This is a genomic window from Streptomyces sp. NPDC020898, assembly GCF_044333925.1.
Classification (GTDB): Bacteria; Actinomycetota; Actinomycetes; order Streptomycetales; family Streptomycetaceae; genus Streptomyces.
The window spans coordinates 294,901-319,006 of the sequence record NZ_JBIRRV010000004.1; the positions used below are offsets into that span (position 1 = coordinate 294,901).

Below are 24,106 nucleotides of genomic sequence, written 5' to 3' on the forward strand. Positions count from 1 at the left end.
GAGGGGCGGACTGTGGGCACAATTGGGTTTGGCGTCGGAGAGCTCGCAACGAATGGGGAGGCAGGAGCGACGGTGGCGGAACGGAGCACGGCTGCCGTCGACGTGGCAGACAACAGCGGCGACGAGCCGCTGACCGCGCAGGCGGACGAGTCCACGGCCGACGGCGTGGCCCAGAACCGGGAGCGGGACACGGAGAACGACGAGGCACAGGGGAGCGGCGGGACCGAGAGTCCCGAAAAGGCCTCACCGCCCGAACTGCACAGCGGCCACAAACTCGCCAGGCGCTACCGCCTGGAGGAGTGCGTCACCCGTCTGGACGGATTCAGCAGCTGGCGCGCGGTCGACGAGAAACTGCGTCGCGCCGTCGGAGTGCACATCCTGCCCGCGGACCATTCAAGAGCGCGTTCCGTGCTGGCCGCGGCCCGCTCCTCGGCGTTGCTCGGCGACCCACGCTTCGTGCAGGTCCTCGACGCCGTCGAGGAGAACGATCTCGTGTACGTGGTCCACGAGTGGCTGCCCGACGCCACGGAGCTGACGGCGCTTCTGGCCGCAGGCCCGCTGGAGGCGCACGACGCCTACCAGATGGTCAGCCAGATCGCCTCCGCCATGGCGGCCGCCCACCGTGAGGGCCTCGCGCATCTGCGCCTGACCCCGGGGACCATCCTGCGGAGTTCGTCCGGCCAGTGGCGCGTGCGCGGCCTCGCGGTCAACGCCGCGCTGCGCGGCATCACTTCCGACACCCCGCAGCGCACCGACACGGAGGCGATCGGCGCCCTGCTGTACGCGGCGCTCACTCAGCGCTGGCCGTACGAGAACGACGCGTACGGCCTGTCCGGGCTACCCAAGGGCGTCGGTCTCATCGCGCCCGACCAGGTCCGGGCCGGAGTCCACCGCGGTCTGTCGGAGCTCGCCATGCGCGCGCTCGCCAACGACGGCGCCACCGCCTCGCGGCACGAGTCCGCGTGCACGACACCCGAGGAACTCGTCAAGGCGATCGGTGAGATGCCCCGCATCCGCCCGCCGGAGCCGGTGTTCACGGCCCCGCCCGACTACCAGCGCACGACCTACCAGCAGGGCTCGTACGGCCGCCAGGCGCCCCGCCCGGGCCTCACGCAGCCCCTGCCGACCCCACCGCCTCCGCTGCAGAGCCGTACCGGCAAGGCGTTGAAGTGGGCCGTGTCAGCGCTCCTGATCGCCGCACTGGGCCTGGGAAGCTGGCAGTTGGCGGACGCGCTCCTCGACCAGGGCGGCTCCGACGACACCAACCAGACGCAGACACCGGACGAGAACGAAAAGGGCGGCGCGACAGCCAAGCCGGTCACGACGCTGAAGATCCAGGGTGCCGAGGAGTATGTCGCCAAGGGCAGCGCCCAGCACCCGGCCGACGTCGGCAAGACATACGACAACAGCAGCTCGACGTACTGGCGGACCGCGAGCTACAAAGACGGTCCGGACATGAACCCGGCGTACAAGCCCGGAGTGGGCATCGTCTACGACTTCGGCTCGGCCCAAGAGGTCTCGGCCGCTTCGATAGGGCTCCTCTTCGACGGGGATCACACGACGGTCACTCTGTACGCGACGGATTCACCGAGTTCGTCCGTCCCTCTGACCTCGATGACGAAGCTCGGTACGGTGACGACGACCGGCACCACCGCGAAGGTGGCTGTCGCCAAGCCAGTGAAGAGCCAGTACGTGCTGGTCTGGTTCACCGCCCTTCCGTACGCGGCTGGTGATTCCTTCAGCGACTCGGGCTACAAGCAGGCCATAACAGACCTGAAGTTCAGCGGCTGACGCATCACTGAGGGGAAGGGGTTCCATGGCGGAAGGCGCCGCGTTCGACGGAGTGAGCGATCAGGATCTCCTCGCCCGCCATGTCGACGGTGACCCCGACGCCTTCGGTGAGCTCGTGCGGCGTCACCGCGACCGGCTCTGGGCGGTGGCCCTGCGGACGCTGGGGGACCGCGAGGAGGCCGCTGACGCCGTCCAGGACGCCCTCGTCTCCGCCTACCGGGCTGCCCACACCTTCCGGGGCCATTCGGCCGTCACGACCTGGCTGCACCGCATCACCGTGAACGCCTGCCTCGACCGCGCCCGCAAGGCCGCCTCCCGCAAGACGTCACCGGTCGACGACACCGAACGGCTGGAGCAGCTGCTCGAACCGCACGAGTCGGCCTCGGCGCCGGCCGAGCGCAACGATCTGCACCGCCAGCTCATCGAGGCGCTCGGCACCCTCCCTCCCGACCAGCGCGCCGCCCTCGTCCTGGTGGACATGCAGGGCTACCCGGTCGCGGAGGCCGCCCGTGTCCTCGACGTACCCACCGGGACGGTGAAGAGCCGCTGCGCCCGGGGCAGAGCCAGACTGCTGCCGCTGCTCACCCATCTGCGGCCGGAAAAATCCGGTCACGGCAAGGAATCGGGTGACGGACGGAACCGGGCGGAGGGGACATCCGTCCCACCCGCAGCGGGACCAACGGATGCAGGGCCAAGCGATTCAGCTGCTGTGAAGGGCGGAGGTGGGCGAGCGTGACATCCACGACCGACACGGCCGGGCACCCGGACGTCACGGAGATCTCCGACCTCACCGAGGGCCTGCTCACACCGTCCCGGACCACCGACGTACGACGGCATCTGGACGCGTGTGTTCTCTGCGCCGAGGTGTACGCCTCGCTGGAGGAGATCCAAGGCCTGCTCGGCTCGGTGCCGGGTCCGGCGCGCATGCCCGACGACATCGCCGCCCGGATCGACGCCGCGCTCGCCGCTGAGGCTCCACTGCATGCCGCAGCCCCTGATGCCGTGACCACTCCTGTGTCGGTGGGCGTGGCCGGTGCAGTGTCCGGCGAGACCGAGGCCGCGCATGTTTCACGTGAAACATCGCCTCCCGCCGACCGGTCCACGGATCGTCCCACCGGTCACGCTCACGCGACGACCGGGCCGGGGCGCAAGGGCAACGCGCGACGCGGGCGGCGCCGGACCATCGTTCTGAGTACGGTTTTCACGGCTGCCGCCCTGGGCCTCGGCTCTCTGCTGTTGTCATCACTGGGCGATGACAACAATCAGCCCGAGGCTGCAAGCACGTTCTCCGGGCAGAAGGTCGAGAACCAGGTCACTAAGCTCCTCAAGAGTCAGGGCGGCAAGAAGAGCGAGATGCAGGCCACTGGCGATCCCCGCATCAAGCGGGTACTCACGGCCCCTGACTGCATCATGGAGGGCATCGGTCGCGGTAACCCCACCATCCTCGGTGTCGACGAAGGCACCTACGACGGCACGGACGCGTATCTCGTGGTGCTGCCCGCCGCGGGCGACAAGACCCGCGTCACCGCCTACGTCGTCGACTCGGCTTGTGTGACTCGCCCTTCGGTGCAGCCGAAGGTTCTGCTGAAGCAGTCCTACGCGCATCCCTGAGTGCGGACGCTTCAGCTCCTCCCTCCGCCCCCTCCCCGGTATCCCGTACCGAGTGGCGCCCCTGTGTGCCCGGACACAGCGGGAATGCGCGCCCCGTAGGATCCGTTGGGTGGGGTGAGAGTTCTGAGAGAGGCTCCCACCGGTCGTACGAAGCCGTCCAGAAACGAGGAAACACGCCGTGAGCGACGTCCGTAACGTGATCATCATCGGCTCCGGGCCTGCCGGCTACACGGCAGCGCTCTATACCGCACGCGCGTCGCTGAAGCCGTTGGTCTTCGAGGGCGCCGTCACCGCCGGCGGTGCGCTCATGACCACCACCGAGGTGGAGAACTTCCCCGGCTTCCAGGACGGCATCATGGGCCCCGAGCTCATGGACAACATGCGTGCCCAGTCCGAGCGTTTCGGCGCCGAGCTCGTTCCGGACGACATCGTCGCCGTCGACCTGGCGGGTGACATCAAGACCGTCACCGACACCGCCGGCACCGTGCACCGGGCGAAGGCCATCATCGTCGCCACCGGCTCGCAGCACCGCAAGCTCGGCCTGCCGAACGAGGACGCCCTGTCCGGCCGCGGCGTCTCCTGGTGTGCGACATGCGACGGCTTCTTCTTCAAGGACCAGGACATCGCCGTGATCGGCGGCGGCGACACCGCGATGGAGGAGGCGACCTTCCTCTCCCGCTTCGCCAAGTCGGTGACGATCGTCCACCGCCGGGACACCCTGCGCGCGTCCAAGGCGATGCAGGAGCGCGCCTTCGCTGACCCGAAGATCCGCTTCGTCTGGGACAGCGAGATCGCCGAGATCCAGGGCGACCCGAAGCTCTCCGGCCTGAAGCTGCGCAACCTCAAGACCGGCGAGCTGTCGGACCTGGCCGTGACGGGCCTGTTCATCGCGATCGGCCACGACCCGCGCACCGAGCTCTTCAAGGGGCAGCTGGACCTCGACGAAGAGGGCTACCTGAAGGTCGACGCGCCCTCGACCCGGACGAACCTGAGCGGTGTCTTCGGCGCCGGTGACGTGGTCGACCACACCTACCGCCAGGCGATCACCGCGGCCGGCACCGGCTGCTCCTCCGCGCTGGACGCCGAGCGATTCCTCGCCGACCTGGCGGACAGCGAGCAGCAGGCCGAGCCCGAGAAGACCGCTGTCTGACCCCCATCCGCCCCACCGCAGCATCGAGTTAAGGAGCCCTCTGTGGCCGGCACCCTGAAGAACGTGACCGAAGACTCCTTCGACGAGGACGTCCTCAAGAACGACAAGCCCGTCCTGGTGGACTTCTGGGCCGCCTGGTGCGGACCGTGCCGCCAGATCGCGCCGTCGCTCGAGGCGATCGCCGCCGAGTACGGCGACAAGATCGAGGTCGTCAAGCTCAACATCGACGAAAACCCGGGTATCGCCGCCAAGTACGGTGTGATGTCCATCCCGACTCTGAACGTGTACCAGGGTGGCGAGGTCGCCAAGACCATCGTCGGCGCAAAGCCGAAGGCCGCGATCGTGCGTGACCTTGAGGACTTCATCTCATAGTCGATGCAGCAGTCGATGTTTCACGTGAAACACGAGTGGGCCGACCCGAAAGGGTCGGCCCACTCGTGTTTCAGTCTCTAGAGCGGCCGAAGCACCGGTTCCTTCTGTACGGCTCCCAGCAGCCGGTCCAGCGCCATCTCCACGTCTTCCTTCCAGGAGAGCGTCGTCCGCAGCTCCAGCCTCAACCGAGGATGCGTGGGATGGAAGCGCACCGTCTTGAAGCCCACAGCCAGCAGATGGTCGGCGGGCAGAACGCAGACCGCCTCCTTCCAACGGGCGTCTCCGAAGGCCTCGATCGCCCTGAAGCCCCGGCGCAGAAGATCCTTGGCAACCGTCTGGACCATCACACGCCCCAGCCCCTGCCCCTGGTAGCCCGGCATGATGAAGGCGGTCATCAGCTGCACCGCGTCCGGTGAGACCGGGCTCGTAGGAAACGCCGTGGACCGGGGAACGTAGGCGGGAGGCGCGTAGAGCACGAACCCCACCGGATTGTCGTCGACGTAGACGACACGGCCGCAGGAACCCCAGTCGAGCAGGACGGCCGAGATCCACGCTTCCTTCTCCAGGGCGGGTGTGCCCGCCTTTACCGCGGCTTCCCCGCTGACGGGGTCCAGTTCCCAGAAGACACACGCGCGGCAGCGCTGGGGAAGGTCCTGAAGGTTGTCCAACGTGAGCGGTACGAGCCGACGCCCCATGGAGGCTGTTCCTCGCTTCCTTCACCCGCAGCGTCGCGGGCGGCTGTCAGAGCACTCCGTTCCCTGAGCAGACTGCCGACGAAACCGCCGACGGCGCCCAGTCCCAGGCCTGCGCTCACCAGTCCGGTGCGGCTCACCGTTCGCATGGCCCCCGCCTCCCCACTCAGAGGTGCTGCCAGGTGGATGTGCCATACCCGAACGCATCGTATCCACCAAGTCATTGCATCGATACCGCCTGAAAGCAAAGAGCGGGCCGGGTTCCGGTACCCACCGGACACGACCCGCTCTGGCCGCCGGTCGAGCGGAAACCGCCCGGCCGGCCGAGGGCTCAGTCCTCCGATTCCTCGGAGTCGTCGTCCAGGAGGCTCTTCTGGAGAACCGGCCCCTCACCCGGGGCCAGGCTGCTGAGGATGCGCTCCAGGTCCTCCATCGAGGCGAACTCGACGGTGATCTTGCCCTTCTTCTGTCCCAGGTCGACCTTCACCCGCGTCTCGAAGCGGTCCGAGAGACGGCCGGCGAGATCAGTCAGCGCCGGAGACACCAGGGCACCGGCCCGTGGCCCCTTGGCCCGTGCGGCCGCCTTGGGCCGCGAGCCCATGAGGGTCACGATCTCCTCGACGGCCCGCACCGAGAGCCCCTCGGCCACGATCCGATGGGCCAGCCGGTCCTGCTCCTCCGAGTCGTCGACGGAGAGAAGCGCCCGGGCATGTCCGGCGGAGAGAACTCCGGCGGCGACTCGGCGCTGGACCGCCGGCGAGAGCTTCAGCAGGCGCAGGGTGTTGGAGACCTGCGGGCGGGAACGGCCGATCCGGTCCGCCAGCTGATCGTGCGTGCAGTGGAAGTCCTTGAGCAACTGGTCGTAGGCGGCTGCCTCTTCCAGCGGGTTCAGTTGAGCCCTGTGAAGGTTCTCCAGCAGCGCGTCCAGGAGGAGCTTCTCGTCCTCCGTGGCCCGCACGATCGCCGGGATCGCCTCAAGGCCCGCTTCCCGGCAGGCCCGCCAGCGCCGCTCGCCCATGATGAGCTCGTAGCTGGTGGGACCCACCTGTCGCACGACGACCGGCTGGAGGAGACCGACCTCCTTGATGGAGGTGACCAGCTCCGCCAGCGCGTCCTCGTCGAACACATCACGCGGCTGTCGCGGGTTCGGCGTGATGAAGTCGATGGGGAGCTCGGCGAAGTGGGCACCGATAGGAGGCGCCGGGACCTCCCCGAACTCGTTCGAGAGCGCATCCTCTGTTTCACGTGAAACAGGCGGCAGCGTGGCCACCCTCGCCGCAGCCACTCCGCGTTCGGCGGTGAGTACGGGTACCGCCGCCGGTGAGGTGGAGGCACCCCCCATCGCCGGTGGCGTCGGCCTGTCTCCGGTCGGTGCAGCTGGGATCAGTGCGCCGAGACCACGGCCCAACCCCCTCCGTCGCTCGCTCACTGGATCCCCTCCACGATGCTCTGTTCGCTCTGTGCGCCGATGTGGACGTGCTGCGCGTCATAGCTGACGCCGACACCCTTCAGCGCGATTTCCCGGGCCGCCTCAAGGTAGGACAGGGCACCGCTCGATCCTGGATCGTAGGTGAGCACCGTCTGTCCGTAGCTCGGCGCCTCGGAAATACGGACCGAGCGCGGAATGCTCGTCCGCAACACCTCGTCGCCGAAGTGGTTGCGCACCTCGTCCGCGACCTGGGACGCGAGGCGCGTCCGGCCGTCGTACATGGTGAGCAGGATCGTCGTGACATGAAGGTCGGGGTTCAGATGGGCCCGTACCAGATCGACGTTCCGCAGCAGCTGACCCAGACCTTCCAGCGCGTAGTACTCGCACTGGATCGGGATGAGGACCTCGGCACCGGCGACCAGTGCGTTGACCGTCAGCAGACCGAGCGAGGGCGGGCAGTCGATGAGGATGTAGTCCAGGGGCTGCTCGTACGCCTGGATCGCTCGCTCAAGCCGGCTCTCTCGTGCTACCAGGGACACCAGCTCGATCTCCGCACCGGCGAGATCGATCGTGGCGGGTGCGCAGAAGAGGCCCTCGACATCGGGGACCGGCTGAACGACTTCCGAGAGTGGCCTGCTGTCGATCAACACGTCATAGATGGAAGGAACATCGGCGTGATGGTCGATCCCCAGTGCCGTGGAAGCGTTGCCCTGAGGGTCGAGGTCCACGACCAGAACGCGGGCCCCGTGCAGGGCCAGCGAGGCGGCAAGGTTGACGGTTGTCGTCGTCTTCCCCACTCCGCCCTTCTGGTTGGCGACCACCATGACGCGGGTCTGCTCCGGCCGTGGCAGGCCTTCGCCGGCCCGCCCCAGAGCCTCCACCGCCAATTGGGCAGCACGACCGATGGGAGTGTCGTCCATCGGGGGCGGTGTTTCACGTGAAACATCCGCCCCGATCGACTCGGTACGGGGACCGGGGACCGGATCGGTCATCGGTCCCGCGATGTTGGCGTTGGACCGCAAGGATTCACTCTCCTCGACTTCAGGCTCGCAATGAACAGAGCCTGCCATGCCTTCGGGGTCGTGAACCAGTGAGGCCTGCTGTTCTGTGGAGAAATCCACCTCTGTGGACAACTCCGTTACCTCTCCGAGTGAACGAGGAGGCTTTCGGTCGCGGGGGGCGGCCGCGGCCCGGCCGCGGCTGATGATGCCGTGCAGCAGTGAGCGACGTTTCACGTGAAACAAGATGCCCAGCCGCGAGGACAACGGAGGCGCGACACTCCGAGATGTATAGGTTTGACTGCTTGTGTGGAGTACGGCTCGTCGTCAGGACGGATCAACGAACGTGACGAAAAACTCCCGGCTCCGTCCTGCGGGAGCCGGGAGTTCCCCAGCATTCAGCCGTCCTGAGACAGCCGCCAACTCTCCAAGCTCAGCGTCGGCGCCGCGTCCGCCCCGTGCGCGCGGCCTTGGCCCGCTTCGCCGCGAACCGCACTCCACCGGGACTCTCCCCGACCTCGACCCGGACGACAGTGGACAACGGATCCACCACGCCTTCGCCCACATGGAGGATGGACGTCTGGACCGCCCCGAGTTTGCTCAGCGCGGTGGCCGAGGCCTTCAGCTCCTCCTCGGCGGCCTCCCCCTTGAGCGCGAGCATCTCCCCGTACGGACGCAGCAGAGGAATGCCCCAGGTGGCCAGCCGGTCCAGCGGGGCCACGGCACGCGCCGTCACCACATGAACCGGATGCAGCGTCCCCATGACTTCCTCGGCCCGGCCTCGGACGACCGTGACATGGTCCAGGCCCAGCAGCTCCACGACTTCGGTGAGGAAGGTGGTCCGCCGCAGCAGGGGTTCAAGCAGCGTGATCTTCAGATCCTCCCGGACCAGCGCCAACGGAATGCCGGGGAGGCCGGCGCCCGAGCCGACATCGCACACGGTCACGTTCTCGGGCACGACCTCGGAGAGCACCGCACAGTTCAGCAGGTGCCGCTCCCACAGGCGGGGCACCTCACGCGGTCCGATCAGACCGCGCTGCACACCCGCCTCCGCGAGCAGCTGCGCGTATCGGACCGCGTCCGCGAAGCGATCGCCGAACACCTCGCGCGCCTGCTCGGGCGCCGGGGGGAGCTCCGCTGCCTCCGTCACGGGGGACCGTCCTTCCGTACCGCATAAGCGCACTGGGCGCTGATCAGGAACTACAGGCTGACAAAGGTCGGCCCCGTCTGCGCAACAGACGGGGCCGGAGGGACGTACGTACCGATCAGGCAGGAAGGACGACGACGAAGCGCTGGGGCTCCTCGCCCTCGGACTCGCTGCGCAGGCCGGCGGCCTTCACCGCGTCGTGCACGACCTTGCGCTCGAACGGGGTCATCGGGTTCATCTTGACGGGCTCGCCGGAGCTCTTGACCTCGGCCGCGGCCTTGGCGCCCAGCTCCGAGAGCTCCTCACGCTTCCTGGCGCGGTAGCCCGCGATGTCGAGCATCAGCCGGCTGCGGTCACCGGTCTCCCGGTGCACGGCCAGACGGGTGAGCTCCTGGAGAGCCTCCAGCACCTCGCCGTCCCGGCCGACCAGCTTCTGCAGGTCGCGACCGCCCGCGTCGCTGATGATCGAGACAGCGGCGCGGTCGGCCTCGACGTCCATGTCGATGTCGCCGTCGAGGTCGGCGATGTCCAGCAGACCCTCGAGGTAGTCCGCCGCGATCTCGCCCTCCTGCTCCAGGCGGGACAGGGTGTCGACACCCTCGGCTGCGGCGGAGGTGGTGGTGCCTTCCGTCACGGGATGGACTCCTTCTTACTTCTTGGACGGGGACTTGGGGCGCTGCGGACCCTTGCGCTGTCCGGACTGTGCCTTGCTGCGGGCACCGGAACCGGGCTTGGAGGCGGCCTGCTTGGCGGCTCCTCCCGCCGGCTTGGCGTCCTCGGGCTCGTCGGACTTGGTCAGCGACGTCGTGGGGGTCTCCGGCTCGGAACCGCCTGCGGGCTTCGCACCGCCCTGACGCTGGGACTTGCTCTGACGCTTGGGCTGCTGGCGCTTGGCGGCGCCGGTGCCTGGCGTACCGTCCTCGGTCTCGGCGACTTCCGGGTTCACGCCCTTCGTCACCGTGCCGTCGGGCTGGGCCGCCAGACCCGCCTTGTTCAGACCGTTGATGAACTTGCGCTCGAACTCGTTGCGGTCACGGCCCTTGGCGACGATGGCCTTCACGATGGCGCGCTCACCGCGGCTGCGGGTCTTGCCGTGGTGCGTGACGTGCTTGTGCAGGCGCTCCAGGTAGGCGGCCTGAGCCGTGCTGCCCGGGGTCGGGTTGTTGCGGATGACGTACATCTGCTGGCCCATGGTCCACACGTTGGTGGTCAGCCAGTAGACGAGGACACCGACCGGGAAGTTGATGCCGAACACGGCGAACATGATCGGGAAGACGTACATCAGCATCTTCTGCTGCTGCATGAACGGCGTCTTCACCGTGGTGTCGACGTTCTTCGTCATCAGCTGGCGCTGCGTGTAGAACTGCGACGCCGACATCAGGACGATCATGATCGCGGTGACGATGCGCACGTTGGTCAGCGTGGCGTCGAGCGCCGTGACGTCTGCGGAGCTGTCGGTGAACTTCGCGGCCAGCGGGGCGCCGAAGACATGCGCCTTCTGCGCGCTCTCCAGCAGACCCTTGTTGATCACACCGATGGTGTCGTTGTTCGCGATGCTGTTGAGCACGTGGTAGAGGGCGAAGAAGAACGGGGACTGCGCCAGGATGGGGAGGCACGAGGAGAGCGGGTTGGTGCCCGTCTCCTTGTACAGCTTCATCATCTCTTCGGACTGGCGCTGCTTGTCGTTCTTGTAGCGCTCCTGGATCTTCTTCATCTCGGGCTGCAGTGTCTGCATGGCCCGGGTCGCCTTGATCTGCTTCACGAAGAGCGGGATCAGACAGATGCGGATCAGGATCACCAGGGACACGATGGACAAGCCCCAGGCCCAACCGGTGTCGTCGCCGAAGATCGCGCCGTACACACTGTGGAACTGGACGATGACCCAGGAAACGGGTGTCGTGATGAAGCTGAAAATGCTGGCAATCGTGTCCACTAATCATGCTCCTTGGACATGGGACGGGGTCTCGGCGGCCGGGCTCGAAGGATTCTGCCCCTCGATGGCCGCGCCGGCGGCGGAGGTCCCGCCCTTGCGTGCACGCCAGGTGTTGCGCAGCATTTCGTGCCACCGCGGACGCTTGCGCGGCGGGACATGGTCCACACCGCCCAGCGACCACGGGTTGCACCGCAGGATGCGCCAGGCCGTGAGTGCCGTTCCCTTGACCGCGCCGTGCCGGTCGATGGCCGAATAGCCGTAGTGGGAGCACGACGGGTAGTACTTGCACACGGGCCCCAGCAGTGGACTGATCGTCCACTGGTACAACTTGATCAGAGCCAGCAGCGGGTACTTCATCGCGCGCCCCCTCCCAGCAGCCGCTGCAGAGCGGCGTCCAGGTCTCGGGCCAGCTGTGCATGGTCGGCGTCACCCGCACCGGGCAACGCTCGTACGACTACCAGGCTACCGGGGGGCAGCTCGGCGACTCGGTCCCGCATCAGGTGGCGAAGCCTGCGCCTCACCTTGTTGCGTACGACCGCGCCGCCCACTGCCTTGCTGACGACGAAACCCGCACGCGTCGGGGGAGCGCTCTCCCCAGGCGCGTGCGGGTCCGTGGTACCGCTACGAAAATGGACGACGAGAAGCGGGCGGCCGGCCCGGCGACCCCGTCGTACCGCGGTCGCGAAGTCCTCGCGCCGCCTCAGCCGATGCTCGGTAGGCAGCACGACGTCATGACCTGATCGGGATCAGGCGGACAGGCTGCTGCGACCCTTGCCACGGCGGTTCGCGAGAATCGCGCGACCGGCACGGGTACGCATCCGCAGGCGGAAACCGTGGGTCTTCGCGCGGCGACGGTTGTTCGGCTGGAAGGTGCGCTTGCTCACTCGGGGGCTCCAGAAAGAATCGGTAGGTACCGGGGTGCCGTCTTGGCTGTCACCGTGCGCCCACGAGTAGCTCGCTTACGCCCGAGTGCACCGCTCCCGATCACTGAAAGGTCCCTGGTAGGAGACCTCGTACGTGATCTATGCCCATCGGAGGCAGGCGGCAGCAGCCATCGACAACTCGACCTGGTCACGGTACGCGGGGCTACGCCATCCGGTCAAACCAGCGGTCAGGGCGAGACACTATCCACAGGCTGGGGACAACAACTTGAACCGCACCCGTCGCCCTGACTACCGTGGCCGGACTCCCTATCGCCCGTCCCACCCGATTTACATCCCGATACGTCCCAGAACCACACGTTCGTGGGACCCGTGAGAGAGCGTGCCCTGTGGCTGACGTACCTGCCGATCTTGCCGCAGTGTGGCCACGAGTGCTGGAACAACTCCTCGGCGAGGGCCGCGGACAGGGCGTAGAGGTGAAGGACGAGCGGTGGATCAGACGCTGCCAGCCGCTGGCCCTCGTCGCGGACACCGCACTGCTCGCCGTACCGAACGAGTTTGCGAAAGGCGTCCTCGAAGGCCGCCTCGCACCGATCGTCAGCGAGACGCTCAGCCGTGAGTGCGGCCGGCCGATCCGCATCGCGATCACCGTGGACGACTCCGTCGGCGAGTCCTCCCCGCCCGCGCCCCCCGCCCCGCCGCAGTCGCGCTACGAGGACCCCGAGCTCCCCCCGGCCCGCGACCCGTACCAGGGATACGGCCGCCACCGCGCCGACGAGCGCCCTCAGACACGTGACGGCCAGCAGCCCTCCCACCCGGACCAGCTGCCCAACGCCCGCCCCGCCTACCCCTCGGAGTACCAGCGCCCCGAGCCCGGCGCCTGGCCCCGGCCGCCCCAGGACGACTACGGCTGGCAGCAGCCCCGGCTCGGCTTCCCGGACCGCGACCCGTACGCGTCACCGTCCTCGGACTACCGCCAGCAGCCACCGCGCGACCGCTCACCGTACGAACAGCAGCGCTCCGAGTACGAGCAGCAGCGCGGCGACTACGGACAGCAGCGCTCGGAGTACGAGCAGCGCGACGGCCGCCGCGACCTGTCGGAGCCGCCGTCGGGCGGCGGCCACTCGCACCGCGGCGGACCCGGTCAGTCGTCCTCGAAGCAGGCGCCGACGCCCGGTCCCGGCGAGCCCACCGCACGCCTCAACCCCAAATACCTGTTCGACACGTTCGTCATCGGCGCGTCGAACCGTTTCGCCCACGCGGCCGCCGTCGCCGTCGCCGAGGCGCCCGCGAAGGCATACAACCCGCTCTTCATCTACGGGGAGTCGGGACTCGGCAAGACGCACCTGCTGCACGCCATCGGGCACTACGCGCGCAGCCTCTACCCCGGCACGCGTGTGCGGTACGTGAGCTCCGAGGAGTTCACCAACGAGTTCATCAACTCCATCCGCGACGGCAAGGGCGACAGCTTCCGCAAGCGCTACCGCGAGATGGACATCCTTCTCGTCGACGACATCCAGTTCCTCGCGGACAAGGAGTCGACGCAGGAGGAGTTCTTCCACACCTTCAACACGCTCCACAACGCGAACAAGCAGATCGTGCTCTCCTCCGACCGGCCGCCCAGGCAGCTGGTGACGCTGGAGGACCGGCTGAGGAACCGTTTCGAGTGGGGCCTGACCACCGACGTCCAGCCGCCCGAGCTGGAGACGCGTATCGCCATCCTCCGTAAGAAGGCGGTCCAGGAGCAGCTCAACGCTCCGCCGGAGGTCCTGGAGTTCATCGCCTCCCGCATCTCGCGCAACATCCGCGAGCTGGAGGGGGCGCTGATCCGGGTGACGGCGTTCGCGTCGCTCAACCGGCAGCCGGTGGACCTCGGCCTCACGGAGATCGTCCTCAAGGACCTCATCCCGGGCGGCGAGGACTCGGCCCCTGAGATCACCGCGCCGGCCATCATGGCGGCGACCGCCGACTACTTCGGCCTCACGGTCGAGGACCTGTGCGGCACCTCGCGAGGCCGGGCACTGGTGACCGCCCGCCAGATCGCCATGTACCTCTGCCGCGAGCTCACGGACCTGTCGCTGCCGAAGATCGGCGCACAGTTCGGCGGCCGCGACCACACGACCGTCATGCACGCCGACCGCAAGATCCGCGCGCTGATGGCCGAACGCCGCTCCATCTACAACCAGGTCACCGAGCTGACCAACCGCATCAAGAACGGCTGACAGCCGCGCAGTCACGGCACCGAGGGCGCCCCGGGACGAGTTCCCGAGGGCGCCTTCGGCGTTCCGGACGCGCTTCGGCCGTTGCCTCGCCGCAACCCACTGTTCGAATGCGGGCCGGGTTACGGCCACCCTCCACAGATTCGGTGACTTTCTCCCGTCCACACCCTGGGGACCGGGAAGTTGTCCAGACTGTGTCCACAGGCCAGGCTGGTGATAGACCATCAGACCAGCTCAGGTGGCTGTGGATCGGTGGACAAAAGATCTCCACAGGCTGTGGACAAAGAAATGATCCACAGGCTGTGCACGGAGTTGTCCACCGGCGGCCCACAGGCTGCGGCCGGTTGTCCCCAGCGATCAGCGGCTTCTCCACACCTCTGTCCACTGTTCGGCAACCCGACGCGCCTCCTCACCGGGTCGAGTGAAAGGCGTCACACCAAGGTGTCGGGTTGGGCTGTGGGAAAGATGGGCAAAGCTGGGGACGGCCCTGGGGAGAAGTCGCCCTCTCCTGTGCATGGAGTGTGCAGAACTTTCTGTTCTCCACAGAGAGGCCTGGTTATCCACTGCCTCCACCCACAGGGCCGGTGGACAAAATCTGCGGCCTGAGCTGCGAAAACGGGGTTATCCACGGTATCCACAGCCCCTACTACTACTAGCAACTAGAGAGAGCTGGATATCCGTTTCGAAGCGGGTCCTGTGCACAACTTGCTGTCGGGAGCCCGACTGCCCCTCGTCACGACTTGACCCGACAGGCACCTACTGTCAGTGCTGTGCGTCAGACTGTTCCCCGGTGTCCTTCCCAGCACAGGGACCGACGACACCGAGACAGACGACGAAGCCAGGCAGGCCGAGAAGCGCCGGCAACAGCAGGAGGCGGCAACAGTGAAGATCCGGGTGGAACGCGACGTACTTGCGGAGGCAGTTGCCTGGGCGGCACGCAGCCTCCCGGCCCGTCCACCGGCGCCTGTCCTCGCCGGCCTCCTTCTGAAGGCCGAGGAAGGCCAGCTGAGCCTGTCGAGCTTCGACTACGAGGTATCCGCGCGGGTCTCGGTCGAGGCCGAAGTCGAGGAAGTGGGCACGGTCCTGGTGTCCGGCCGGCTGCTCGCCGACATCTGCCGCGCGCTTCCCAACCGCCCGGTGGAGATCTCCACAGACGGTTCACGGGCGACGGTGGTGTGCGGCTCCTCCCGCTTCACCCTCCACACACTGCCTGTGGAGGAGTACCCGTCGCTGCCGCAGATGCCGACCGCGACCGGCACGGTGCCCGGTGAGGTCTTCGCCTCCGCCGCCGCGCAGGTGGCCATCGCCGCCGGACGTGACGACACGCTGCCCGTCCTCACCGGTGTGCGCATCGAGATCGAGGGCGACACGGTGACGCTGGCCTCCACCGACCGCTACCGCTTCGCGGTCCGTGAGTTCCTGTGGAAGCCGGAGGACCCGGAGGCGTCCGCGGTGGCCCTGGTGCCCGCCAAGACGCTCCTGGACACCGCCAAGGCCCTTACGAGCGGCGACAGCGTGATCCTGGCCCTGTCCGGCTCCGGTGCGGGCGAGGGCCTCATCGGTTTCGAGGGCGCCGGCCGCCGCACGACCACGCGGCTGCTGGAGGGCGACCTCCCGAAGTACCGTTCGCTGTTCCCGACGGAGTTCAACTCCATCGCCGTGATCGAGACGGCGCCGTTCGTGGAGGCCGTCAAGCGTGTGGCCCTGGTGGCCGAGCGGAACACCCCGGTGCGGCTCAGCTTCGAGCAGGGCGTGCTCATCCTGGAGGCGGGTTCCAGCGACGACGCACAGGCTGTGGAGAGGGTCGACGCCCAGCTGGAGGGCGACGACGTCTCGATCGCCTTCAACCCGACGTTCCTGCTGGACGGCCTGAGCGCCATCGACTCCCCGGTGGCCCAGCTCTCGTTCACGACGTCCACGAAGCCCGCGCTGCTCAGCGGCAAGCCGGCCGTGGACGCCGAGGCGGACGAGGCGTACAAGTACCTGATCATGCCGGTCCGCCTCAGCGGCTGAGCGGCTGATCGCTTCCCGACGAGAACAGCGCAGGTGGGGGCATACGTCTGAGCGCGTATGCCCACAGATGTGCATGAGCGTCCGGGTTTAGGCTCGGACGTGGGTACGAGCAACAGGAGTGCCCTCATGCCACGTCGCAACCTAAGGAACAACTGATGGAGCTCGGTCTCGTCGGCCTCGGCAAGATGGGCGGCAACATGCGCGAGCGGATCCGCCGCGCAGGCCACACCGTCATCGGATACGACCGCAACCCGGACGTCGCCGATGTCCACAGCCTCAAGGAGCTTGTGGGCAAGCTCAGCGCCCCGCGAGTGGTGTGGGTGATGGTCCCGGCCGGCGCCCCGACCCAGTCCACCGTCGACGAGCTCGCCGAACTCCTGGAGCCCGGCGACGTCGTCGTGGACGGCGGCAACTCGCGCTGGACGGACGACGAGAAGCACGCCGAGGAGCTGGCGGCCAAGGGCATCGGCTTCGTCGACTGCGGCGTCTCCGGCGGCGTCTGGGGCCTGGAGAACGGCTACGCGCTGATGTACGGCGGCGACGCGGCGGACATCGCCAAGGTGGAGCCGGTCTTCGAGGCGCTCAAGCCGAAGGGCGACTTCGGCGCCGTCCACGCGGGCAAGGTGGGCGCCGGGCACTTCTCGAAGATGGTCCACAACGGCATCGAGTACGCGATGATGCAGGCGTACGCCGAGGGCTGGGAGCTGCTGGAGAAGGTCGACTCCGTCACGGACGTACGGGAGGTCTTCCGGTCCTGGCAGGAGGGCACCGTCATCCGCTCGTGGCTGTTGGACCTCGCGGTCAACGCCCTCGGAGAGGACGAGCACCTGGACAGGCTGCGCGGTGTCGCGGCGGACTCCGGTGAGGGCCGCTGGACCGTGGAGGCCGCCATCGACCACGCCGTTCCGCTGCCCGCGATCACCGCGTCGCTGTTCGCGCGGTTCGCGTCCCGGCAGGACGACTCTCCGCAGATGAAGATGATCGCGGCGCTGCGCAACCAGTTCGGCGGCCACGCGGTCGAGTCGAAGTAGTCCACAGGGCCGCCCAGCGGTCCACAAGCTCGGGGGAGGTCGGTGAACGACCATGCACGTCACGCATCTGTCGCTGGCCGACTTCCGTTCGTACGCCCAGGTCGAGGTGCCGCTGGAGCCGGGTGTCACCGCCTTCGTGGGCCCCAACGGGCAGGGCAAGACGAACCTGGTCGAGGCGGTCGGCTATCTCGCCACCCTGGGCAGCCACCGGGTCGCCTCGGATGCGCCCCTGGTCCGCATGGGCGCCGAGCGGGCGGTCATCAGGGCGCAGGTCAAGCAGGGCGAGCGGCAGCAGCTGATCGAGCTGGAGCTGAACCCGGGCCGCGCCAACCGCGCCCGCATCAACAGGTCCTCGCAGGTCAGACCGCGTGACGTACTGGGGATCGTCCGGACGGTGCTGTTCGCGCCCGAGGATCTCGCCCTGGTGAAGGGCGACCCGGGTGAGCGGCGCCGCTTTCTGGACGAGCTGATCACCGCGCGTTTCCCGCGGATGGCCGGGGTGCGCTCCGACTACGACCGGGTCCTCAAGCAGCGCAACACGCTCCTCAAGTCGGCGGCGCTGGCCCGGCGGCACGGCGGTCGCACGATGGACCTGTCGACGCTCGACGTGTGGGACCAGCATCTCGCGCGCGTGGGGGCCGAGTTGCTGGCCCAGCGGCTCGACCTGGTCGCCGCGATCCAGCCGCTGGCCGACAAGGCGTACGAGCAGCTGGCGCCCGGCGGCGGTCCGGTGGCCCTGGAGTACAAGTCGTCGGCGCCGGGTGAGGCACACGCGCGCGATGACCTGTACGAGCAGTTGATGGGGGCCCTGGCCGAGGTCCGCAAGCAGGAGATCGAGCGGGGCGTCACCCTCGTGGGACCGCATCGGGACGACCTGCATCTCAAGCTCGGTGAGCTGCCCGCCAAGGGGTACGCGTCCCACGGTGAGTCGTGGTCGTACGCCCTGGCGCTGCGGCTGGCCTCGTACGACCTGCTGCGGGCCGAGGGGAACGAGCCGGTGCTCGTTCTCGACGACGTGTTCGCGGAGCTGGACACCCGGCGCCGGGAGCGGCTGGCGGAGCTGGTGGCGCCCGGCGAGCAGGTGCTGGTGACGGCCGCGGTCGACGACGACGTACCGCATGTCCTGGCGGGGACGCGGTACTCGGTGTCGGACGGGGTGGTGGAGCGCGCATGACGGCCGAGGAGCCCGCGTCCGGAGGCGGCCCGGAGGAAGCCCCCAAACCGTCTGCCGAGCCCTCCGGGGTGGATCTGGCGCGGGTGGCGCTGCGGGCGGCGAAAGAGGCCGCACGCGCGCGTGGGGACGCGGCGCAGCAGAAGAAGCAGGTGCGGCGCGGGTCCGGTCTGCGGTCCGGGTCGGGCCGTGACGGCCGTGACCCCATGGCGCTCGGTGCGGCGATCAACCGGCTCGTCACGGAGCGCGGGTGGGAGGCGCCCGCCGCGGTGGGCGGGGTGATGGGCCGCTGGCCGCAGATCGTCGGTGAGGACCTGGCCAATCACTGTGTGCCGGAGTCGTACGACGAGGACGAGCGGGTGCTGACCGTGCGCTGCGACTCGACGGCGTGGGCGACGAACGTGCGGCTGCTCGCACCGCAGTTGGTCGCACGGCTGAACGAGGACCTCGGGCACGGCAGGGTGCGGCTCCTCAAGGTGCTCGGACCGCATGGTCCGGCCCGTCGTTTCGGCCCGTTGCGGGCTCCTGGGAGCACGGGTCCCGGCGACACCTACGGGTGAGCCCCACCACACTCTGTGGGTGAGCTGCGTCACATGCGCGAGGTGGCGGGGGCGGGTCGACGACGGTGCGCGCGTTGGCGAATCCCGAACTGACTCGCCGGTAGCCAAGGGTTGACACCCGGAAGCGCTGAGTGCCTCTCCAAGCCTCTTGGAGCCCCGTTCCGTATATGGGGACTCGGGAGACGCCGGTTGAGGGCGGCACATGCGGACTCAGGTACCGGCAAACCCCCATCACCGTCGGCGCTACCGGTAGACTGGAAGACAATCCCGCCCCATTGGAGGGGACCACCGGGAAATGGTGTGCACCGCTGACTAAGGCTTACCCAACGCAACACGCCGCAGCCGCTCCGGCCATCGGCCGGGAGCTTGGCCTGTGCTGTGCCAGAAAGGGCGCTTCGTGGCCGATTCCGGCAACCCCAACGAGAACATCCCGTCCACCGACGCCGGCGCGAAACCCGAGGCGACCTCCATGAACGACGAGGTCACCGCCTCGTACGACGCCAGCGCCATCACCGTCCTCGAGGGTCTGGACGCGGTCCGCAAGCGACCTGGCATGTACATCGGTTCCACCGGTGAGCGTGGCCTGCACCACCTGGTGCAGGAGGTCGTCGACAACTCCGTCGACGAGGCGCTGGCCGGTCACGCGGACACCATCGACGTGACGATCCTGGCCGACGGTGGCGTGCGCGTCATCGACAACGGCCGTGGCATCCCGGTGGGCATCGTCCCCTCCGAGGGGAAGCCGGCCCTCGAGGTCGTGCTGACGGTGCTGCACGCGGGCGGCAAGTTCGGCGGTGGCGGCTACGCGGTCTCCGGCGGTCTGCACGGCGTGGGCGTCTCCGTCGTGAACGCGCTGTCGAGCAGGGTCTCCGTCGAGGTCAGGACCGACGGCCACCGCTGGACGCAGGACTACAAGCTGGGCGTCCCAACGGCTCCGCTGGCGCAGCACGAGGCCACGGCCGAGACCGGCACGTCGGTCACCTTCTGGGCCGACGCCGACATCTTCGAGACCACCGAGTACTCCTTCGAGACGCTCTCGCGGCGCTTCCAGGAGATGGCGTTCCTCAACAAGGGTTTGACCATCAAACTCACTGACGAGCGCGAGGTGGCGAAGGCCACAGCCGGTGCGGACGAGGCGGGTGCCGACGAGAAGGACGAGGTCAGGACCGTCTCGTACCACTACGAGGGCGGCATCGTCGACTACGTGACGTACCTCAACTCCCGTAAGGGAGAAGCGGTGCACCCGACCGTCATCGACCTGGAGGCGGAGGACAAGGAAAAGAGCCTGTCCCTCGAGGTCGCGATGCAGTGGAACAGCGGTTACACCGAGGGTGTGTACTCCTTCGCCAACATCATCCACACGCATGAGGGCGGTACGCACGAGGAGGGCTTCCGGGCCGCGCTGACCTCGTTGATCAACAAGTACGCGCGCGACAAGAAGCTGCTCCGCGAGAAGGACGACAACCTCACGGGCGACGACATCCGCGAGGGTCTGACCGCGATCATCTCGGTCAAGCTCAGCGAGCCCCAGTTCGAGGGCCAGACCAAGACCAAGCTGGGCAACACCGAGGCGAAGACCTTCGTGCAGAAGGCGGTCTACGAGCACCTCAACGACTGGCTGGACCGCAACCCGGTCGAGGCCTCGGACATCATCCGCAAGGGCATCCAGGCGGCCACCGCGCGCGTGGCGGCCCGAAAGGCCCGTGACCTCACGCGTCGCAAGGGTCTGCTGGAGACGGCGTCGCTGCCGGGCAAGCTGTCCGACTGCCAGTCGAACGACCCCGTGAAGTGCGAGATCTTCATCGTCGAGGGTGACTCCGCCGGCGGCTCGGCCAAGTCCGGCCGCAACCCGCAGTACCAGGCGATCCTCCCGATCCGCGGCAAGATCCTGAACGTCGAGAAGGCTCGGATCGACAAGATCCTGCAGAACCAGGAGATCCAGGCGCTGATCTCGGCGTTCGGTACCGGGGTGCACGAGGACTTCGACATCGAGAAGCTCCGCTATCACAAGATCATCCTGATGGCGGACGCCGACGTCGACGGCCAGCACATCAACACCCTGCTGCTGACCTTCCTGTTCCGCTTCATGCGCCCGCTGGTCGAGGCCGGACACGTGTTCCTCTCCCGTCCCCCGCTGTACAAGATCAAGTGGGGCCGGGACGACTTCGAGTACGCGTACTCGGACCGCGAGCGCGACGCCCTGATCGAGCACGGCCGGCAGAACGGCAAGCGCACCCGCGACGACTCGGTCCAGCGCTTCAAGGGTCTCGGCGAGATGAACGCCGAGGAACTGCGCATCACGACGATGGACCAGGAGCACCGCGTCCTCGGCCAGGTCACGCTCGACGACGCCGCCCAGGCCGACGACCTGTTCTCGGTCCTGATGGGCGAGGACGTCGAAGCACGCCGCGCGTTCATCCAGCGCAACGCCAAGGACGTCCGCTTCCTCGACATCTGAGTCGGTCTCAGCTGACCGCACCAGGAAGGAACTTCACCAGCAATGACCGACGAGACACCCCTTTCCCCCACGGGTCCGAGCACTCCTGAAGAGGGCCAGATCACGCTGCGTGTCGAGCCTGTCGGGCTCGAGACCGAGATGCAGCGCTCGTACCTCGACTACGCGATGTCCGTCATCGTGTCGCGTGCGCTGCCCGACGTACGGGACGGTCTCAAGCCCGTCCACCGCCGCGTCCTGTACGCCATGTACGACGGCGGCTACCGGCCCGAGAAGGGCTTCTACAAGTGCGCCCGCGTCGTCGGCGACGTCATGGGCACCTACCACCCGCACGGCGACTCCTCGATCTACGACGCGCTGGTCCGCCTCGCGCAGCCGTGGTCGATGCGGATGCCGCTGGTGGACTCCAACGGCAACTTCGGCTCTCCAGGCAACGACCCGGCCGCCGCGATGCGGTACACCGAGTGCAAGCTGAAGCCGCTGTCCATGGAGATGGTCCGCGACATCGACGAGGACACCGTCGACTTCACGGACAACTACGACGGCCGCAACCAGGAGCCGACGGTTCTGCCGGCCCGCTTCCCGAACCTGCTGATCAACGGTTCCGCGGGCATCGCGGTCGGTATGGCGACCAACATCCCGCCGCACAACCTCCGTGAGGTCGCGTCCGGTGCCCAGTGGTACCTGGAGAACCCCGAGGCCTCCCACGAGGAGCTGCTCGATGCCCTGATCGAGCGCATCAAGGGCCCCGACTTCCCCAGCGGTGCCCTGGTGGTGGGCCGCAAGGGCATCGAGGAGGCGTACCGCACCGGTCGTGGCTCCATCACGATGCGCGCGGTCGTCGACGTCGAGGAGATCCAGAACCGCCAGTGCCTGGTGGTCACCGAACTCCCCTACCAGGTCAACCCGGACAACCTGGCGCAGAAGATCGCCGACCTGGTGAAGGACGCCAAGATCGGCGGCATCGCCGACGTCCGCGACGAGACGTCGTCCCGTACGGGCCAGCGCCTCGTCATCGTCCTGAAGCGGGACGCGGTCGCCAAGGTCGTCCTGAACAACCTGTACAAGCACACCGACCTCCAGACGAACTTCGGCGCGAACATGCTGGCGCTCGTCGACGGCGTGCCCCGCACCCTCTCCCTGGACGCGTTCATCCGGCACTGGGTGACGCACCAGATCGAGGTCATCGTCCGGCGTACGCGCTTCAGGCTGCGCAAGGCCGAGGAGCGCGCGCACATCCTGCGTGGCCTGCTGAAGGCCCTGGACGCCATCGACGAGGTCATCGCGCTGATCCGGCGCAGTGACACCGTGGAGATCGCGCGTGAGGGCCTGATGGGCCTCCTGGAGATCGACGAGATCCAGGCCAACGCCATCCTCGAGATGCAGCTGCGCCGGCTGGCGGCTCTGGAGCGCCAGAAGATCGTCGCCGAGCACGACGAGCTGCAGGCGAAGATCCGTGAGTACAACGCGATCCTCGCCTCGCCCGTGCGTCAGCGCGGCATCATCAGCGAGGAACTCGCCGCGATCGTCGAGAAGTTCGGCGACGACCGCCGTTCCAAGCTGGTTCCCTTCGACGGCGACATGTCCATGGAGGACCTGATCGCCGAAGAGGACATCGTCGTCACCATCTCGCGCGGCGGCTACGTCAAGCGCACCAAGACGTACGACTACCGCTCCCAGAAGCGTGGCGGCAAGGGCGTACGCGGCACGAAGCTCAAGGAAGACGACATCGTCGACCACTTCTTCGTGTCGACGACGCACCATTGGCTGCTGTTCTTCACGAACAAGGGCCGTGTGTACCGCGCGAAGGCGTACGAGCTGCCCGACGCCGGACGGGAGGCGCGTGGACAGCACGTCGCCAACCTGCTGGCCTTCCAGCCGGACGAGGCGATCGCGGAGATCCTCGCGATCCGCGACTACGAGGCGGCGCCCTACCTGGTGCTGGCCACCAAGGGCGGTCTTGTGAAGAAGACGCCTCTGAAGGATTACGATTCGCCGCGTTCCGGCGGTGTCATCGCGATCAATCTCCGTGAGACGGAGGACGGTTCCGACGACGAACTGATCGGAGCCGAACTCGTCTCGTCCGAGGACGATCTCCTGCTGATCAGCAGGAAGGCACAGTCGATCAGGTTCACGGCGACGGACGACGCTCTGCGTCCGATGGGCCGTGCCACCTCGGGTGTCAAGGGCATGAGCTTCCGTGAGGGAGACCAGCTGCTCTCGATGAATGTTGTTCGACCCGGTACGTTCGTGTTCACTGCCACAGACGGCGGGTACGCGAAGCGGACCAACGTCGACGAGTACCGCGTCCAGGGTCGCGGCGGCCTCGGTATCAAGGCCGCCAAGATCGTCGAGGACCGCGGCTCGCTCGTGGGTGCGCTGGTGGTCGAGGAGACCGACGAGATCCTCGCCATCACGCTGTCCGGCGGTGTGATTCGTACGCGGGTCAATGAGGTCAGGGAGACGGGCCGTGACACCATGGGCGTCCAACTGATCAACCTGGGCAAGCGCGATGCCGTGGTCGGCATCGCACGAAACGCCGAGGCGGGACGTGAGGCCGAGGAGGTCGACGGCGACGACGCCGTCGACGAGTCGGCCGAGGGTGCCGCGACCACCGGCACGGACGAGGGCGATCAGTCCTCGTCGGAGTAAC

General features: G+C 67.8%; 21 protein-coding genes. 12 read left to right on the forward strand and 9 right to left on the reverse strand.

What is annotated here, in order from left to right; all coding sequences use genetic code 11:
* Window positions 1-72 precede the first annotated feature (72 nt).
* From ACH4TV_RS15730 to trxA, 5 genes are all read left to right on the forward strand, one after another.
* A complete protein-coding gene (locus ACH4TV_RS15730; protein ID WP_398398255.1) occupies window positions 73-1,791 on the forward strand; it encodes a protein kinase family protein in 1,719 nt (572 codons plus the stop codon).
* A 25-nt stretch (window positions 1,792-1,816) separates the two neighbouring features.
* Window positions 1,817-2,527 carry an RNA polymerase sigma factor SigM gene (gene sigM / locus ACH4TV_RS15735; RefSeq protein ID WP_398398257.1) on the forward strand — a complete coding sequence of 237 codons (711 nt, stop codon included), beginning with the start codon at window positions 1,817-1,819 and terminating at the stop codon, window positions 2,525-2,527.
* Complete coding sequence (locus ACH4TV_RS15740; RefSeq protein WP_398398259.1) at window positions 2,524-3,402, forward strand: hypothetical protein; 879 nt, start codon at window positions 2,524-2,526, stop codon at window positions 3,400-3,402. Before sigM ends, ACH4TV_RS15740 begins: the two co-directional genes overlap by 4 nt.
* Before the next feature lie 178 nt (window positions 3,403-3,580).
* Complete coding sequence (trxB, locus tag ACH4TV_RS15745) at window positions 3,581-4,552, forward strand: thioredoxin-disulfide reductase (protein WP_398398261.1); 972 nt, start codon at window positions 3,581-3,583, stop codon at window positions 4,550-4,552.
* Window positions 4,553-4,594: 42 nt separating this feature from the next.
* Window positions 4,595-4,924: a thioredoxin gene (gene trxA, locus ACH4TV_RS15750; protein WP_398398263.1), complete on the forward strand. Its 330-nt coding sequence runs from the start codon at window positions 4,595-4,597 to the stop codon at window positions 4,922-4,924.
* A 77-nt stretch (window positions 4,925-5,001) separates the two neighbouring features.
* On the opposite strand, the gene ACH4TV_RS15755 is transcribed toward trxA, so the two are convergent.
* The 9 genes from ACH4TV_RS15755 to rpmH form a co-directional block, all read right to left on the reverse strand.
* Window positions 5,002-5,619: a GNAT family N-acetyltransferase gene (locus tag ACH4TV_RS15755; RefSeq protein WP_398398265.1), complete on the reverse strand. Its 618-nt coding sequence runs from the start codon at window positions 5,617-5,619 to the stop codon at window positions 5,002-5,004.
* Between the two features lie 328 nt (window positions 5,620-5,947).
* Complete coding sequence (locus tag ACH4TV_RS15760) at window positions 5,948-7,045, reverse strand: ParB/RepB/Spo0J family partition protein (protein WP_398398267.1); 1,098 nt, start codon at window positions 7,043-7,045, stop codon at window positions 5,948-5,950.
* Window positions 7,042-8,115 carry a ParA family protein gene (locus ACH4TV_RS15765; protein WP_398398821.1) on the reverse strand — a complete coding sequence of 358 codons (1,074 nt, stop codon included), beginning with the start codon at window positions 8,113-8,115 and terminating at the stop codon, window positions 7,042-7,044. The genes ACH4TV_RS15760 and ACH4TV_RS15765 overlap by 4 nt, the downstream gene beginning before the upstream one ends.
* A 361-nt stretch (window positions 8,116-8,476) precedes the next feature.
* Window positions 8,477-9,193, reverse strand: a complete 717-nt coding sequence (gene rsmG, locus ACH4TV_RS15770) for a 16S rRNA (guanine(527)-N(7))-methyltransferase RsmG (RefSeq protein WP_398398269.1) — start codon at window positions 9,191-9,193, stop codon at window positions 8,477-8,479.
* Window positions 9,194-9,308: 115 nt separating this feature from the next.
* Window positions 9,309-9,824: a protein jag gene (locus ACH4TV_RS15775; protein ID WP_398398271.1), complete on the reverse strand. Its 516-nt coding sequence runs from the start codon at window positions 9,822-9,824 to the stop codon at window positions 9,309-9,311.
* Window positions 9,825-9,839: 15 nt separating this feature from the next.
* Window positions 9,840-11,123 carry a membrane protein insertase YidC gene (gene yidC, locus ACH4TV_RS15780; RefSeq protein WP_398398273.1) on the reverse strand — a complete coding sequence of 428 codons (1,284 nt, stop codon included), beginning with the start codon at window positions 11,121-11,123 and terminating at the stop codon, window positions 9,840-9,842.
* A gap of 3 nt (window positions 11,124-11,126) precedes the next feature.
* Window positions 11,127-11,480 (reverse strand): membrane protein insertion efficiency factor YidD, encoded by a 354-nt coding sequence (gene yidD / locus ACH4TV_RS15785; protein WP_398398275.1) that lies wholly within the window; start codon window positions 11,478-11,480, stop codon window positions 11,127-11,129.
* Complete coding sequence (rnpA, locus tag ACH4TV_RS15790) at window positions 11,477-11,848, reverse strand: ribonuclease P protein component (RefSeq protein ID WP_398398276.1); 372 nt, start codon at window positions 11,846-11,848, stop codon at window positions 11,477-11,479. The genes yidD and rnpA overlap by 4 nt, the downstream gene beginning before the upstream one ends.
* 21 nt (window positions 11,849-11,869) lie before the next feature.
* Window positions 11,870-12,007, reverse strand: coding sequence for a 50S ribosomal protein L34 (rpmH, locus tag ACH4TV_RS15795; protein ID WP_003967884.1), 138 nt, complete (start codon window positions 12,005-12,007; stop codon window positions 11,870-11,872).
* 386 nt (window positions 12,008-12,393) lie between these two features.
* On the opposite strand from rpmH, the gene dnaA reads away from it, so the two are divergent.
* The 7 genes from dnaA (at window position 12,394) to gyrA (ending at window position 24,105) form a co-directional block, all read left to right on the forward strand.
* Window positions 12,394-14,226, forward strand: coding sequence for a chromosomal replication initiator protein DnaA (gene dnaA / locus ACH4TV_RS15800; RefSeq protein WP_398398278.1), 1,833 nt, complete (start codon window positions 12,394-12,396; stop codon window positions 14,224-14,226).
* Window positions 14,227-15,105: 879 nt separating this feature from the next.
* Entirely contained in the window at window positions 15,106-16,236 is a 1,131-nt protein-coding gene (dnaN, locus tag ACH4TV_RS15805) for a DNA polymerase III subunit beta (protein WP_398398823.1), read from the forward strand.
* Window positions 16,237-16,391: 155 nt separating this feature from the next.
* On the forward strand, window positions 16,392-17,267 hold the full coding sequence (gnd, locus tag ACH4TV_RS15810; protein ID WP_398398280.1) for a phosphogluconate dehydrogenase (NAD(+)-dependent, decarboxylating): 876 nt from the start codon (window positions 16,392-16,394) through the stop codon (window positions 17,265-17,267).
* A 52-nt stretch (window positions 17,268-17,319) separates the two neighbouring features.
* Window positions 17,320-18,441 carry a DNA replication/repair protein RecF gene (gene recF / locus ACH4TV_RS15815; RefSeq protein WP_398398282.1) on the forward strand — a complete coding sequence of 374 codons (1,122 nt, stop codon included), beginning with the start codon at window positions 17,320-17,322 and terminating at the stop codon, window positions 18,439-18,441.
* Complete coding sequence (locus ACH4TV_RS15820) at window positions 18,438-18,998, forward strand: DUF721 domain-containing protein (RefSeq protein ID WP_398398284.1); 561 nt, start codon at window positions 18,438-18,440, stop codon at window positions 18,996-18,998. The genes recF and ACH4TV_RS15820 overlap by 4 nt, the downstream gene beginning before the upstream one ends.
* A 373-nt stretch (window positions 18,999-19,371) precedes the next feature.
* A complete protein-coding gene (gene gyrB, locus ACH4TV_RS15825) occupies window positions 19,372-21,456 on the forward strand; it encodes a DNA topoisomerase (ATP-hydrolyzing) subunit B (RefSeq protein ID WP_398398286.1) in 2,085 nt (694 codons plus the stop codon).
* 42 nt (window positions 21,457-21,498) lie between these two features.
* Complete coding sequence (gene gyrA / locus ACH4TV_RS15830; protein ID WP_398398288.1) at window positions 21,499-24,105, forward strand: DNA gyrase subunit A; 2,607 nt, start codon at window positions 21,499-21,501, stop codon at window positions 24,103-24,105.
* Window position 24,106 lies beyond the last annotated feature (1 nt).